Source organism: Hyunsoonleella flava (assembly GCF_004310325.1).
In the GTDB taxonomy this organism is placed as follows: domain Bacteria; phylum Bacteroidota; class Bacteroidia; order Flavobacteriales; family Flavobacteriaceae; genus Jejuia; species Jejuia flava.
Genome location: NZ_SIRT01000001.1, coordinates 678,913 through 693,810, shown reverse-complemented (window position 1 = coordinate 693,810; position 14,898 = coordinate 678,913). Strand labels below are relative to the sequence as shown.

Genomic DNA, 14,898 nt, shown 5'->3' with positions numbered 1-14,898 from the left:
GTCATGAAAAAAGTCTTATATATATTAGCTCTGGTTGCCTATATTAGTACATCTTGTTCATCTGGTGGTGGCGATGATCCAGGTGGTGGAGAAGTTTCGGATAGTAAACCGACGTCACCAGTTTTGGTTTTCCCATCTCAAAACCAATTATGCACCACAAATGTTTTAAATTTTGAATGGCAGGCATCGTCAAACGAAGACGGTAGCTCAGTCATCTATATTTTAGAAATAGCAAAGGATAATCAGTTTACTAATAAAGTTGTTGACGAAGTGCTAACATCGTTATCAAAAATTATCACCCTAGAAAAGGGGTTTGCGTATTACTGGAGGGTTAAGGCCAGAAGTACAAAAAATGTTGAAAGCGACTATTCCCCGACAGCACAGTTTTACACTGAAGAGGTTCCGGGTAGCAATCACCTACCTTTCGCTCCAGATTTAATTGCACCTTTTTTAGGTCAGATTTTAGATGGCGGAACCGCTACAATTAATTTAGAATGGTCTGCTTCTGATGTGGATAATGATCCTATTACTTTTGATATATATTTTGGAAAGGATAAGGATGCACTTAGTTTAGTGGCTGAAAATACTACTGAAACCACTTTTGGAGCAAACTTGGATACAGCAGATACTACTTACTATTGGAAGGTGGTAGTAAAAGATGATAAAGGAGGCACTGTTACTGGACCTATATGGCATTTTAAGCTTTAATATGTATAATTCCTACTTAAAAATAATAACTATAAAAATGAAAAAAATCACTAGAGTATTATATTTTGGATTTTTATGCTTTGCGATTTTTATAAGCACGTCTTGTTCTTCCGATGAAAAAACAGACCCAAATGACGAACAATTTGATGACGGCGATGATGGAACTAATACTGTTTCTAAACCTTTATTGAATTCTGTAAATACAAGTAATTGGATACTAATGTTCGAAGATAACTTTGATAAGTTTGAACCCACAAAATGGACAAAGAATAATTCTGCTAGAAGTAGGGCAGCTAGACCTGGCATAGGCATTAACCAGTGGTTTTGGAAGCCTGAAAATGTAAGTTATAGGGATGGAAATTTGATACTTAAGAGTAAAAAAGTAGCTAATGATGTGTTGCATTGCGGTGGTGTTTTTACCAATAACTTGTTTGAATTCAAATATGGATACATCGAAGCTAAGATAGATATTGCAGAAACACTTTTCGGTACACATACCGCACTGTGGCTGCAGGGAGATAACATGGGGAATATTGATGGCACGGGAAATGACGGTGCGGAAATTGATGTGTTTGAATCTGCTTGGATTGGTGATTTTACTAAAAGCGTAGTGCATATTGATGGTTACGGTGCTTCACATAAGGCAAACACTAGGCAATATGATACTCCAGGAATACATTCTGGATATCATATTTATGGATTGTTGTGGAATGAAGATATGCTAGAGGTATATTATGATGGTAAATTCAAAACAAGATATCAAGGTATTTGGGTACCTCATGTAGAGGAGTTTTTGTGGATATCAACAGGAGCAAGTTTTGGTGGTGCTGCAAATTCTAATTTTTCATCTAGAAGTATAGGTGATTATACTGAAGCCAAAGTTGACTACATTAGGGTTTGGCGCATGGATTAATTCTTTATACTAAATAAAAAATCGCATCATATTAATAAAAAGAACTATCTGAATATTTAGATAGCTTTTTACATGTTTAGGATTATTGATTTAATGTAGTACTTCATATATTGCTGTTTAGGAGAAGGTTATAATTTATGTTGAGAATCATTAATCTCATCAAAAAGAGTAATATCGTTTATGTTTTGATAATTATTATCCATTAAAACCCAATAGGGTTTTTCTAAATTTAAGGGATAATTAACAAACTAAAATATAGATATTATGAAAAAAACTACATTATTTAATTTATTCTTTTGTTTTTGCGCCTTTTATGGTTTTGCACAAACCATGGTGGATGATTTTGAATCTGGAGCTGGTGGATTAGTTTCAAATGCCGGAGGAATAACTACCGCTGTCGTTGCCAATCCAGACCCTTCAGGTATCAATACTACTGCTAATTGTATGGAGGTTAAAAGAACGGGGGCGCAATGGTGGATTATTGGTGGAGTTAATGTTACTCCAGATTTAGCTATCTCTGATACCGAAACCAAATATGTAAGTATGATGGTATATTATCCTGCACAACCAGATTTAGCAATTCGTTTTGATGCACCTGATGATAACTCAAATGGAACAGGTACTGTTAGAGCTTTAAACGCCTATACCACTCCCAATCAGTGGCAAGAAATTGTTTTTGAAATAAAAGACAATGATACAGGATCAACATCGTTTACACACGGTACATTATTTAGACTATCAATTCATCCAGATATGGGGTTCGAAAATGTCCCAGCAGGTCAGGTGCTTGATACTGGAGGTACAATAGCAGGATACATAGATCAGATTCAAATTTTAGATTCAAATCCTTTAAGTAATGATGAATTTAAACTAGAAAATGACATTTCAATATATCAAAACCCTTCATTATCTAGTTTTAGAGTAGAAACGAGAAACAATATTAAGATTTCTGATGTATCGCTTTATGATATGTTAGGAAGTAAAGTAAAAAATATCTCTAAAGTAGACACTAACGCATACGACATGAGTGATTTATCTTCAGGCTTGTATATTGTTAAAATTATTGACGAAAGAGGTCTATCGGTAAGTAAAAAATTATTAAAGCAATAAATCGCAGAGATTCAAGCTTAAGTTTGAATCCTGTAGAGGTTAAACGAATCCTCACCAACCTTGGTGGGGATTTTGCTTTACCTGTCATTTTTCTTCTACAGGAACCAGTAAAACTGGAATATCTGATTTTTTAACAATACTATCAGAAACACTTTCTAAAAAAAACTTGAAAATAAAACCATGTTTATTGTTTCCAGTTATGATCAAATCGATATTTAACGATTCAACTTTTTCCATGATGGTTTCAATGGTTTGCCCTTGCACCATTAAAGCTGCAGATGATATGCCTTTTTCATTAAGCGCGTCAGAATATTTCTGGATTAACCTTCGTTCTCTTTTTAATACTTCAGCTCTGGCCTCTCTTTCATCATTCGGCCTGGTACCACTAGTGTATTGTACAAAATCAGGCTCTGGTGCTGCAATATGAATCAGCCAAATTTTTGAATGGAATTTTTCAGCCAAAGTAGTGCCCATATCTATTAATTTCTGAGCCATCTCGTCGAATTCTATGGGTATTAATATATTTTTCATAATTATATATTTTGGATTGAATAAAATTTAAGAAAATTTATGAAAAAATTAGATGATAATAGTCAGTATTTCAATATTTTAAGATTTTTTAGGTTGCAGTAGTAATTTTGTTGCGAGCTGATTTTAGATAACATTGCTTGATACAATTGTATCTTTTTTATTTTTAACCTCATGAATGATAATTTTGTAAATGAGTTTTTTGGTATCGGAATCCAAAATGGAAAGACACCAGAAAATTTAGGTGTGCTATGGCGTTCAGCTCAGAATTTGGGTGCTAGTTTTATTTTCACCATTGGGAATAGATATGCAAAACAGGCTTGCGATACCCACAATGCCGTTAAGGCTATACCGTATTTCCATTATGATACGTTTAAGGAGTTTTACAATAATTTGCCCAAAGGTGCGAGGTTAGTAGGAGTAGAGCTTACTGACAAAGCCGAACCTTTAGAAACATTTCATCATCCAAGGCGCTGTGTATATTTGTTAGGTGCAGAAGATCACGGATTGTCAAAAGAAGCTGTCGAAAAATCGCATTTTTTGGTAAAGTTTAAATCTCAATTGAGCTTAAATGTTTCCGTAGCTGGAAGTATTGTAATGTATGATAGAGGTATCGATAAGCCTAGATCTTAACTTTTTTACAAGCAATGATTATTTTATTGCCTTCGATATTGGTTGTGAAAAAGAGATAAGTATCACCACCGTCCTTAATTTTCAATTTTTTCCGAATGTTTTCAACCCTGTCTGGGAAGTTTCTTGTAGTTACATTGGCTTTATCGATATTTAAAGTTTTGAAGGCTTTTTTATTATAAGGAATTACAGTTTCAATTTTAAAAATTCTTCCAGGGAAATCCACTAAGGTTTCACTAGTATATAAGTGAGAATGCGGATGTAATTTATATACATCTAATTGGTGTGAAACTTGATGAAATGCACCAGACTTTAAAATGGCAGCATTTGGCTCATATAAATAGCTTAGAGGCATACTAAGCTTGGGTTCAGTTGATTTTTCGTCTTCAAATTTAAAATTGAATCTGTCAACGGCATCACTTTTAATATCGACAGTATTTATTGAAATGGAACCTTTAAACTCCTTTTCTAAAATCCATAGCAATTCCTTTACCTCATTGCTAACAGCTACAATATGAATGGACTTCACGTATTTTAGTTCATTTATGCCTGAAGAAATATCCAGTAGCGGAGAGGTTTTAATTAAGATGTGGTTTGAATGTTGAAATAGTAAGTCTAAATGTTTTGGAATATCAGGCAAGCAATCTTTTAGGAAGAATACCTTTCCTTTTGTACCATGCCGTCTTGATGGGTCGCAATAAATCCAATCGAATTGGGATTTTATTTCGGAAAGAAACGCAATACCATCCGTATTTTTAACCTGAACATTCTTGACATTGAGTTGAGAATAGTTATGTCTTGCAATGGATGATAATTCACTATTTATTTCACAATGCATGACATTTTTAAAGCGTTTTGCAAAGTAATAACAGTCAACACCAAAACCTCCTGTTAAATCGATTATAGTTTCTCCTTGGAGTAATTCTGATTTGTATTTTGCAGTGACTTCGGAAGATGTTTGTTCTATATGAAGCTTATTCGGATAGTAAATACACTCTTTTTGAAACCAAGATGGAAGCTTCTTTTTACATCGTTTTTTAGCTTCAATTTGATTAACAATTTCAGAAGTTTCTATGCCTTCAAAATGTGTGCCTTTTAAAAGTATTGAATTTAAGTCTGATTCAATATTTGATTTTATAAATTCCTGAATTTCAGTATTTAAAATTAACTTATTCAAACTAAAACTATAAGTTTTTAGTTAGTTTTTTAACGATTTTATTTTCTGATAAAAACGCTTTTAGAATGACTTTAATGGCAGTATAAGCGGGTACGGCAATTATTAAACCAATAACACCAAATAAAATTCCAGTAATAAGAATGACCAAGAAGATTTCCAGCGGATGTGATTTTACACTTTTTGAGAAAATGATGGGCTGACTTCCAAAATTATCAACCAGTTGACCGATAGCAAAAACAAGAAGCACCCAAAAGGTTTTGGGTAAAATGATGTCGCTAAAGCTTTCACCTAAATTACTGGTCATTGTTAGTGTAATCATTAGTACAGCCCCAATAACTGGACCAACATAGGGTATTAAATTTAGAAGTGCGCAAAGGAAAGCAATTACCACGGCGTTTTCGACGCCAATAATCAACAACCCAATCATGTAAATAATAAAGAGGATTAATATTTGAAAAATTAAGCCCACAAAGTAACGAGATAGTAAATCTTTAATTTTTGTAGATGATGTTTTCCAACGACTTTCCTTGTTGTCAGGAATTAACGTTAAAATGCTGTTTTCAAACAGCCTGCTGTCTTTTAAAAAGAAAAAAGAGATAAAAAGTACTGAAAACAGGCCAATACTGAAACTCCCTAAACCACCTATTACTGAATTCAAGAAATTTGGAATCAGTGAAAAATCTATTTTTGATAATAAATTTGACTCTTTCAGTGATTGTTCCACGTCAATTTGATGTAAATCGAAATAGGTAACAATTTCGGTGTATAGATTTTCGATATTACCTTGAAGCTCTTCAATATTTAAAAGTGATAAATTTTGCCCCTGTTTTATGATTAGCGGAATAAACAAACTTACTAGCCCAATAAAAATTCCTAATAAAAGTGTCATGGTTACCACGACTGCAATAGTATTTTTAAATTTCAATTTACGCTCTAGAAACAGGACGATAGGCCTGCCAATAAGAGAAATAACCGCTGCAATGGCAATATAACCTATAACCGATTGTATTTGGTAAAGGAAATAAAGTAGAAGTGCGATACCGCAAATAATGGCAATGGCTCTTAAAATACCGTTGGCGATGGTGTTTGAATTCATGAAGTAAATATAAACAATGAAGTTGTAAGCATGAAAGGGAAGTAAAGAGATTTTACCTTAACTGCTTTGTGATCTCATAAAGAGCGATATTGGTGGCCTGTACAACGTTCATACTACTGTTTTGACCAAACATGTCAATGTGAACTATCTTGTCCGATAATTTCAAGATGTCTTCTGAAACCCCGAAATTCTCATCTCCAACCACTAGAACAATAGGTTTTTCAATAGAGAATGAAATTTGATGAAGAGGTTCACTAGAACCTGTAATTTCCAAGGAAATCACTTCACAACCTAATTTTTTGTGTTGCTTAACAATTTCTAAAGCTGAGTTTTCAATTTGAAAATCTACTACCTTTTCAGTAGCTCTGGAAGTCTTAGTCATCTTCCTTCCTAACGGAATGTGTTTTCCACAGAGTACAAGCTTTTCAATACCAAAAGCATCTGAAATTCTAAATAAACTACCAATGTTTGGTGCGTTTGTAACATTGTCGCAAATCAACGTAATGGGAAATATTCTCTTTTGGAAATTTGTATTGTAGTGGGTGAGTTGCATTATAAAAAGAACGCTTTGTTTTTAGCGCGAAATGGTAATGGATTTATTATGTCCTAGAAGTAAATATAAACAGAACATTAAAAAAATAATAAAGAGCAAGACTTTTAAAACTACTTTACATAATTTTCTAGGTGATAAATCGTTATTTGAATCAATTTCAAAAAATAGTTCGACAAACATGATTAAAAGTTCTTTCATTATAAGTAAATGACTATTCTAAATGAAAGGGTTTTCCGCATTCATAACTCATGTGAGAAGGAATTCCAAAACAGCAAGTAACCCCTTTTGGGTAGTGTATATGGATATTAGAGAAGCCCGTTGAATATGTATGGCTATTTATTTGTACTAAAGAATTAAAAATAAAAATTGATGCAATTAATATTGCAAAAAGCTTATAACGTAATTTGAATTGCCTCATATTCAAAAGTACTATTTAATTCTCAAAAGCATACTTCACGATATTAGCACCCATTCTTAATGCTTTTTGTCTTACATCTTCAGGGTCATTATGCACTTCGGGATCTTCCCAACCATCGCCTAAATCGCTTTCAAAGGTGAAAAGCAGTATCAATCTATCTTCATGAAAAATACCGAAAGCTTGTGGACGCTTGCCATCATGCTCATGAATTTTTGGCAAACCGTTTGGAAATTTATAAGCACTATTAAAAATTGGGTGGCTAGAAGGTACTTCAACTAAATCTTTATTAGGAAATACTTTTTTAAGCTCTTTTTTTAAAAATGGTTCCATGCCATAGTTGTCATCAATATGCAGAAAACCACCAGAAATCAAATAATTACGTAGATTTTCAGCATCATCTTCAGTAAAAAACACATTACCGTGACCAGTCATATGTAAAAAAGGATATTGAAAAATATCTGTACTTCCTGTTTCAACAGTTTCCGGTTGTTCTGTAATTTTCGTTTTGATGTTTTCATTACAGAATTTTATCAAGTTTGGCAACGCTGTTGGATTACTATACCAATCGCCTCCACCTTTGTACTTTAAAACGGCCAGTTCTTGGGAAAACGACGCAAGGCACAACAGGTAAAAGATGAAAGAAAAAATTAGTTTCATAATATTACTCATTAACAAAAGCAACAGAATGGCACGCTACAATAGCTGCGGTTTCTGTGCGTAATCTTGTTCCGCCCAAAGTTACTGGAATAAAATTATGATTTAAAGCCAATTCTATTTCTTTTGTGCTAAAGTCGCCTTCGGGTCCAATTAAAATGGTAACATCGGTTTTTGGGTTTAGTTGTTTTTTTAACGATTTCCTGTCAGTCTCCTCGCAATGCGCAATAAACAAATCGCCTTTAAATTCGTTTTCCATAAATGATTTAAACGTAATGGCATTATTTAATTTTGGCATATAACAACTTAAAGATTGCTTCATGGCAGATTGTAAAATACGCTTAAAACGTTCAGGTTTAATCATTTTACGTTCGCTATGGTCGCAGATGATAGGTGTTACGGTATCGATACCTATTTCAGTAGCTTTTTCTAAAAACCATTCATAGCGGTCGTTCATTTTGGTTGGAGCAACAGCTAAATGTAATGTGTAATCTTTTTGTTTTTGAAATGTTTTTGAAATTATAGAAACCAAACATTTGTTTTGGGTGGCTAAAGTGATTTCTCCAGTAAATAACCAACCTTTCCCATTAGTGATTTTAAGTACATCACCAACTGATTTGCGCAACACTTTGGCAATATGCTTGCTTTCATCCCTAGGAAAGGAAAAATCTTTTGAATTTTCGTTGATGTCTGGGCTGTAGAAAAGTTGCATCTAATCTAAAGGTTCTACAATTTTTAAAACTTTTATTTCTGAAATTTCTTTTGGTTCATGAGATTGTAATACCAAATAATACCACTGTTTTGAAGGAATATCAACAGAGTAAATATCTTCAAGACCATGATTGTCTAAAATTATGGCATTCTCTAATTCAGTAGGCATACTTCCTAAGGTAAACCATCCCGTATCTCCTCCCTTTTTGCCATTCTCATCCATGGAATATTGATTAGCTAGTGTGCTAAATGGAATACCGTTTTTATGCTTTTCTATTAGATTTTCTCTCAGTTTATCGATACTTTCCAGATTGTAGGTGTTTCCATCTAAAAAGATATAGTTCACGCGATAATAGGTGTTTGTGGTCTTTTCTAATATTTTGTAAATGGTTTTTTCGTTTGCTGCTTTTTCTGTTTTTACGTTGCCCTTTTCCAGTTGAAATAATGCTTTTGCTAGTTGGGACTTGTGTTTTTCTTCATTAAAAGTAAAAATTTTACTGTTGAAGGCATATTTATCTTTTATGAATTGTTTGGCTTGTTCTTGAGTTTCAATATCGGCAAGTGCTGCTTCTGTTTCATCTTGAGCGGATATTTGGAAAAAAACGGATAAAAAAACGAATGTAAGTAGGTGTTGTTTCATGTTTAGTTTAAGTTTTATCAAAAATAAATTTTAAACAAAACAATATGTTTTCAACTGCAGGAAGTTTTTAAGAATTGGTTGTTTACAACTTATTTTCATTGCAAACTGGTTTATATTTTCAACCTTGCAGAAGCCATCACATCCTGTTCTGCAAAATCACTTTCAAGAAATTTCAAATATCCAACTATAGCTATCATAGCGGCATTATCGGTGGTGTATTCAAATTTTGGAATGTAGGTGGTCCAACCAAACTTTTGTTCGCCATCTTTCAGAGCTTTTCGTATACCAGAATTAGCCGAAACACCGCCACCAATTGCAATATGATGTATACCCGTTTCTTTTGACGCTTTTTTCAGTTTATCTATCAAAATACCAATAATGGTATATTGAATGGACGCGCAAACATCGTTTAAATTTTCTTCTATAAAATTTGGATGCGCTTTAGTTTCTTTTTGAATAAAATATAGAATAGCAGTTTTTAAGCCGGAAAAACTAAAATTTAATCCATCCACTTTAGGTTTAGTAAATGGGAAAGCTTTTGGGTTTCCTAATTGCGCGCGTTTATCAATTTCAGGGCCAGCAGGATAGCCCAGCCCTAAAATTTTCCCGCTTTTATCGTAAGCTTCTCCAACGGCATCATCAATGGTTTCACCAATTACGGTCATATCAAAATAGTTATTTACTTTCACAATTTGTGTATGTCCGCCTGAGATGGTCATCGCCAAAAAAGGAAAAGGTGGTTTTTTAAAATTTTCTTCTTCAATAAAATGTGCTAAAATATGCGCTTGCATATGGTTTACATCAATTAATGGAATATTAAGGCCGTAAGCCAAAGATTTTGCAAAAGAAGTACCTACCAACAAACTTCCCATAAGCCCTGGGCCTCTTGTAAATGCAATGGCACTTAAATCTTCCTTGGAAATACCCGCTTTTTCAAGAGCTTGGTCTACCACGGGCACAATGTTCTGTTGGTGTGCCCTAGAAGCTAATTCTGGTACTACGCCGCCATAAGCCTCGTGTATTTTTTGGCTAGCCACAACATTGCTTAAAACCTTACCGTTTTGTATTACAGCAGCCGATGTGTCATCGCATGAGGATTCAATTCCAAGAATATAAATATTTTGTTTTGCCATTACTGAATATTAGGCACAATAATTGTTAATTTTGAAATCGAATTTACATCCGTTTTCATTTAAAAAATCGTAAATACAAAACTAGGCATTATTTCAATGTTAAATAAGCTAAGTTTTATGGTTTATTGATAAACTAATTTTAAACAAGTACAAGATTAAAAAAGCACTTAAAATATTATACAAAGTTATTGCAATAGTGTTATTGCTCTTTGTTATTTTGGTGCTTATCCTTTCTATTCCATCGGTACAAACAAGTTTAGGTAATTACGCTACACAACGCCTAAACGAAGAATTTAAAACTAATATTAATATTGAAAAAGTAGGCCTTCAGTTTAATGGTGATGTAGAACTGAAGCAAATTTATGTTGAGGATTTTAAGCAAGATACACTTATTAGTATCCAAGAGTTGAATACTTCCATACTCAGCTTTTCAAACTTAGTTAATGGTCAATTGGTATTTGGTGATATAGATGTTATGGATTTGATATTAAATATTAAAACCTACGAAGGCTATAAAGATACCAACCTTGACATATTTGTAGCAAAACTAGAAGGGGATAATCCTAAAAAAGGTGATGGTAGCTTTTTGTTGTCTTCCAGTGACGTATCCATTTACGACAGCACATTTAGGCTTTTGGATGAAAATAGAGAAACCACAAAGGTGTTGGAATTAAATAGTTTAAATATTAACGCGACCAATTTTTTAATTAGAGGGAGTGATGTTAGCACACGGATAAACACCCTGTCTTTTGAGGATAGTAGGGGAGTTTTTGTTAAAAACTTAATGACCAATTTTAAGTATACGCTATCAAGTATGACATTTGATGCGTTGGAAATAAAAACGGATAATTCTGTTTTAAAAGGCGATCTAAAATTCTTTTACAAAAGAGAAGACTTGCAGTTTTTTACGGATAAAGTTTTGGTTGAAGCTTCTTTTAAGGATTCAAATGTGTTAATGGATGAATTAAATACATTTTACGATGAATTTGGAAAAAACCAAGAAACTACCTTTAGTGTAAATCTATCCGGTACTCTTAATGATCTAAAGGCTGAAAATCTTGAGCTAAATACAAGCAGCAATACTTTAGTTTATGGTGATATTAATTTTAAAAACCTATTTAGTAAGGCATCCAATGATTTTTTAATGGATGGTAAATTCTCAAACCTCACTTCAACCTACAAGGATTTAAAGGCGTTATTGCCTAATGTTTTAGGTGCTGCAATTCCGTCGTCTTTTGATAGATTGGGGAAATTTAAAATTACAGGAAACTCGCAGATTACGGCTTCGGAGGTGGATGCCAATATTAGGATGAATACTGAGCTAGGATTTATTAAATCCGATCTTCATATTACCAAAATAAACGATATTGATAATGCATCCTACAAAGGAAAAATGGTACTAGATACGTTTGATTTAGGCACTTTTATTGAGGACCCTAAAGTAGGGCAAGTATCTCTCAATTTAGACGTAAATGGACAGGGGTTCCTTGCGGAAACCATAGACACAGAAATAAAAGGAGATGTATACGCTTTAAATTACAATAACTACAACTACAATAAAACTCAGGTTTCAGGCAAAATAAGAAATAAGATTTTTGATGGTATTTTACTGGTTAATGATGATAATCTGAAACTGAAGTTTAATGGTTTGATTGATTATTCTGAAGCTGTAAACAAGTACGATTTTGAAGCTGATGTAGATTATGCTGACTTAAATACTTTAAACTTTGTAAAAAAGGATAGTATTTCAATATTCCGAAGCAAGGTTAATATGAATATGAACAGTAGCAGTCTTGATGATGCCTATGGTAGAATAACATTTAGGAATACATCATATAGAAACGAACATGATGCTTATAACTTTAAGAGTTTTAAGATCGCATCGCGTTTTGAGGGTAAAACCCGCTATGTTGATATTGATTCTCCAGATATTATAGAAGGAGGTATAAGCGGAGAGTTTAGAGTAAGAGATATTGTAAAACTTTTAGAAAACTCCGTTGGCAATATTTATACCAACTATAAGCCTTATGAAGTAGCAGATAATCAAAGAATTGACTTTAACTTCAAAATTTACAACAAAATTATAGAAGTTTTTTTCCCAGAGGTTGAACTTGGCAAAAACACATTTATACGAGGAAGCATTCAAAGTGAAGCGGACCAATTTAGGCTGACGTTTAAATCTCCAAAAATTAAACTTTTAGAAAATTTCGCAAATGATATTGAGCTTCAAGTGGATAATAGAAACCCATTGTTCAATACCTATGTTGAAGTGGATAGCATTAATACCAAATTTTATAATGCATCTAAATTTAGCTTGATTAACGTTACTGTTAATGATACGCTTTTCATGCGATCGGAATTCTCGGGAGGCAAACGAAATAACGATAAATTTAACCTTAGCTTTTATCACACAATTAACGAGGATAATAATTCAGTAATTGGTTTCAAAACCTCTAATGTTACAGTTAAAGACTATAAATGGTATATCAATGGAGGCGATGATAAATTCAATAAAATTTCGTTTGCCAAGGATTTGTCATCCATAAATATAGATAGGTTGAATATAAACCATGGTAGGGAGGAGGTAACCTTATCAGGTTTTATAAAAGATTCTACAGAAAAGGATTTAAAATTGAAATTCAAGGATGTACTACTTTCAAAGATAACTCCAGACATAGATAGTTTAAGACTAAATGGACGCGTGAATGGAAAGCTGGATATTTTGCAGAAAAATGGGAGTTATTTACCCAATTCAACCGTAGTTATTGATAATTTTAAGGTTAATAACTTTCCACTGGGAGATTTTAATGCACAAATTATAGGTAATGATGACCTAACAAAGTATAACGTTGATGTCAGTATAATTGATGATGTTAAAAGTACTTTTGCTGCCATTGGAAACATTAGCGTTAAACGTAATAACGCAGATATTGATGTAGATTTAGAGTTCGACCGATTTAATCTAAGTCCACTAAATCCATTGCTAGCTGGTGTTTTATCAAACATACGAGGCGAAGTTTCAGGAGATGCAAATATTATTGGAGACCTAAATAGACCTGATATAATAGGAAACTTAAATGTAAATGACGGCGGTTTTACAATACCATATTTAAATGTAGATTATAAGTTTAATGATAACGCAAAAGTAGGGTTAGATAATCAAAGTTTTGTGTTTCAGGATATTCTTCTTACGGATACTAAGTATAATTCTACAGCACGATTAAATGGAAAATTAAGTCATATTAATTTATCTGATTGGAGATTAAACTTAGGGCTTTCTACTGGCAGATTTCTAGTTTTAGACACTCAAGAAACAGAGGAATCTCTCTATTATGGTACAGGTTTTGTAGGCGGAACCGCTAGTATTTACGGCCCAACAGAAGAATTAGTGATAAAAGTAGTAGGCGAAACCAAGAATGGAACAGTGTTTAAAATTCCGTTATCCGATACAGAGTCATTCGGAGATAATTCCTTTATTCACTTTATAACACCAGAGCAAAAGCTGGCAAGGGAAAAAGGCGAAGAATTTGTTTTAGAGGATGTTGAAGGCTTAGAATTGGATTTTGATTTAGATGTGACTCAAGATGCCGAATTGGAGATTATTATTAACAAGGAAACAGGTCATGCGCTCAAAGGGCGAGGTGTAGGTGGTGTTTTGGTAGAAATCAATACTAATGGAAAGTTTGATATGTGGGGGGATTTCTCTGTGTTTGAAGGTGTATATAATTTTGCATATGGTGGCTTGGTTCAAAAGCAATTTATAGTGCAACCGGGTGGTACTATAGCTTGGAACGGTGATCCATTACGGAATACAACAATAAATATGTTGGCAACCTATAAAACCCAAACAAACCCTTCACCACTGCTTGACAATCCCATCAATAGAAGTATTCCCGTTGAACTGAATATTACATTAACAGGTGATTTAGAGCGCCCAGATCCAACATTTGATTTTGAATTCCCTAATGCAAATTCTACCATTAAATCAGAGTTGCAATATCGTTTAGATTCAGATGACGAACGTGCAAATCAGGCGCTATACTTTTTAGCAACAGGCGGCTCTTTTCAAAATAGAGGTTCAGGAGAACTTAATGTTTCAGGTACCATTGCCGAACGTTTGAATGGTATCGTAAATGGAATCTTTTCAAGCGAAGATGGTAAGGTGAACTTCGGTTTTAATTATGAAGCAGGCCAAAATAGGCCAGATTATCAAACAGACGACAGGGTAGTGGCCACATTTCAAACACAAATAAACGATAAAGTATTTTTTAACGGGAGTGTTGGTGTGCCAGTAGGAGGTGCAGGAGAAACACAAACAGTAGTTGCAGGGGATTTAGAAATCAATTTCTTATTGAATGAAGATGGTACCTTATCAGCTAAGGTGTTTAATAGAGAAGTGGATATCCAGAGTTTTGGTCAAGATATCGGTTACAAACAAGGTGTTGGATTGTCCTATAATGTAGATTTTGATACCTTCAAAGAGCTTATACGAAGTTTATTCAAAAAGAAGCCAAAACCCAAAGAGGTTACAAAAGAGGAAACTCAAGAAAAAGAAGCCGAAGCACTCCCCAGTTTTATTACTGTAAAATCATCCAAAAAAGAGGATTAAACCACTGTTTGACTGCTA

13 protein-coding genes are annotated in these 14,898 nt (G+C 33.6%); 5 read left to right on the top strand and 8 right to left on the bottom strand.

The features are described 5' to 3' along the window. The first annotated feature begins 3 nt into the window (after positions 1-3). The 3 genes from EYD45_RS02910 (at position 4) to EYD45_RS02900 (ending at position 2,731) form a co-directional block, all read left to right on the top strand. Complete coding sequence (locus EYD45_RS02910) at positions 4-708, top strand: fibronectin type III domain-containing protein (protein WP_130962837.1); 705 nt, start codon at positions 4-6, stop codon at positions 706-708. A gap of 37 nt (positions 709-745) precedes the next feature. After that, positions 746-1,621 (top strand): glycoside hydrolase family 16 protein, encoded by an 876-nt coding sequence (locus EYD45_RS02905; protein WP_165453875.1) that lies wholly within the window; start codon positions 746-748, stop codon positions 1,619-1,621. 264 nt (positions 1,622-1,885) lie between these two features. Further along, on the top strand, positions 1,886-2,731 hold the full coding sequence (locus tag EYD45_RS02900) for a T9SS type A sorting domain-containing protein (protein ID WP_130962835.1): 846 nt from the start codon (positions 1,886-1,888) through the stop codon (positions 2,729-2,731). 84 nt (positions 2,732-2,815) lie between these two features. Here the strand turns inward: EYD45_RS02900 and EYD45_RS02895 are convergent, their stop codons facing one another. Continuing rightward, a complete protein-coding gene (locus EYD45_RS02895; protein ID WP_130962834.1) occupies positions 2,816-3,262 on the bottom strand; it encodes a universal stress protein in 447 nt (148 codons plus the stop codon). A gap of 171 nt (positions 3,263-3,433) precedes the next feature. On the opposite strand from EYD45_RS02895, the gene EYD45_RS02890 reads away from it, so the two are divergent. Then, positions 3,434-3,892 carry an RNA methyltransferase gene (locus tag EYD45_RS02890; protein ID WP_130962833.1) on the top strand — a complete coding sequence of 153 codons (459 nt, stop codon included), beginning with the start codon at positions 3,434-3,436 and terminating at the stop codon, positions 3,890-3,892. On the opposite strand, the gene EYD45_RS02885 is transcribed toward EYD45_RS02890, so the two are convergent. From EYD45_RS02885 to tsaD, 7 genes are all read right to left on the bottom strand, one after another. Continuing rightward, positions 3,882-5,066: a class I SAM-dependent methyltransferase gene (locus tag EYD45_RS02885; RefSeq protein ID WP_130962832.1), complete on the bottom strand. Its 1,185-nt coding sequence runs from the start codon at positions 5,064-5,066 to the stop codon at positions 3,882-3,884. The genes EYD45_RS02890 and EYD45_RS02885 overlap by 11 nt on opposite strands. A 7-nt stretch (positions 5,067-5,073) precedes the next feature. After that, the gene (locus EYD45_RS02880; RefSeq protein WP_130962831.1) at positions 5,074-6,162 is read right to left on the bottom strand and encodes an AI-2E family transporter; all 1,089 of its coding nucleotides are present in this window, start codon (positions 6,160-6,162) and stop codon (positions 5,074-5,076) included. A 52-nt stretch (positions 6,163-6,214) separates the two neighbouring features. Beyond that, positions 6,215-6,715, bottom strand: a complete 501-nt coding sequence (locus tag EYD45_RS02875) for a TrmH family RNA methyltransferase (RefSeq protein WP_130962830.1) — start codon at positions 6,713-6,715, stop codon at positions 6,215-6,217. Positions 6,716-7,148: 433 nt separating this feature from the next. Beyond that, a complete protein-coding gene (locus EYD45_RS02870) occupies positions 7,149-7,790 on the bottom strand; it encodes a DUF4159 domain-containing protein (RefSeq protein ID WP_130962829.1) in 642 nt (213 codons plus the stop codon). 4 nt (positions 7,791-7,794) lie between these two features. Continuing rightward, positions 7,795-8,499, bottom strand: coding sequence for a 16S rRNA (uracil(1498)-N(3))-methyltransferase (locus tag EYD45_RS02865; protein WP_130962828.1), 705 nt, complete (start codon positions 8,497-8,499; stop codon positions 7,795-7,797). After that, entirely contained in the window at positions 8,500-9,138 is a 639-nt protein-coding gene (locus EYD45_RS02860; protein WP_130962827.1) for a peptidylprolyl isomerase, read from the bottom strand. A gap of 110 nt (positions 9,139-9,248) precedes the next feature. Continuing rightward, complete coding sequence (gene tsaD, locus EYD45_RS02855; RefSeq protein ID WP_130962826.1) at positions 9,249-10,271, bottom strand: tRNA (adenosine(37)-N6)-threonylcarbamoyltransferase complex transferase subunit TsaD; 1,023 nt, start codon at positions 10,269-10,271, stop codon at positions 9,249-9,251. A gap of 196 nt (positions 10,272-10,467) precedes the next feature. Here tsaD and EYD45_RS02850 point away from each other — a divergent pair, with 196 nt between their 5' ends. Further along, the gene (locus EYD45_RS02850; protein WP_233702498.1) at positions 10,468-14,880 is read left to right on the top strand and encodes a translocation/assembly module TamB domain-containing protein; all 4,413 of its coding nucleotides are present in this window, start codon (positions 10,468-10,470) and stop codon (positions 14,878-14,880) included. Positions 14,881-14,898: the final 18 nt, after the last annotated feature.

What these genes read in the sequence shown, in the direction of transcription:
- EYD45_RS02905 (WP_165453875.1), top strand. Translation starts at nt 746, where the DNA reads ATGAAAAAAATCACTAGAGTATTATATTTTGGATTTTTATGCTTTGCG.
- EYD45_RS02890 (WP_130962833.1), top strand. Translation starts at nt 3,434, where the DNA reads ATGAATGATAATTTTGTAAATGAGTTTTTTGGTATCGGAATCCAAAAT.
- EYD45_RS02910 (WP_130962837.1), top strand. Translation starts at nt 4, where the DNA reads ATGAAAAAAGTCTTATATATATTAGCTCTGGTTGCCTATATTAGTACA.
- EYD45_RS02860 (WP_130962827.1), bottom strand. Translation starts at nt 9,138, where the DNA reads ATGAAACAACACCTACTTACATTCGTTTTTTTATCCGTTTTTTTCCAA.
- EYD45_RS02875 (WP_130962830.1), bottom strand. Translation starts at nt 6,715, where the DNA reads ATGCAACTCACCCACTACAATACAAATTTCCAAAAGAGAATATTTCCC.
- EYD45_RS02870 (WP_130962829.1), bottom strand. Translation starts at nt 7,790, where the DNA reads ATGAAACTAATTTTTTCTTTCATCTTTTACCTGTTGTGCCTTGCGTCG.
- EYD45_RS02900 (WP_130962835.1), top strand. Translation starts at nt 1,886, where the DNA reads ATGAAAAAAACTACATTATTTAATTTATTCTTTTGTTTTTGCGCCTTT.
- EYD45_RS02880 (WP_130962831.1), bottom strand. Translation starts at nt 6,162, where the DNA reads ATGAATTCAAACACCATCGCCAACGGTATTTTAAGAGCCATTGCCATT.
- EYD45_RS02865 (WP_130962828.1), bottom strand. Translation starts at nt 8,499, where the DNA reads ATGCAACTTTTCTACAGCCCAGACATCAACGAAAATTCAAAAGATTTT.
- EYD45_RS02895 (WP_130962834.1), bottom strand. Translation starts at nt 3,262, where the DNA reads ATGAAAAATATATTAATACCCATAGAATTCGACGAGATGGCTCAGAAA.
- tsaD (WP_130962826.1), bottom strand. Translation starts at nt 10,271, where the DNA reads ATGGCAAAACAAAATATTTATATTCTTGGAATTGAATCCTCATGCGAT.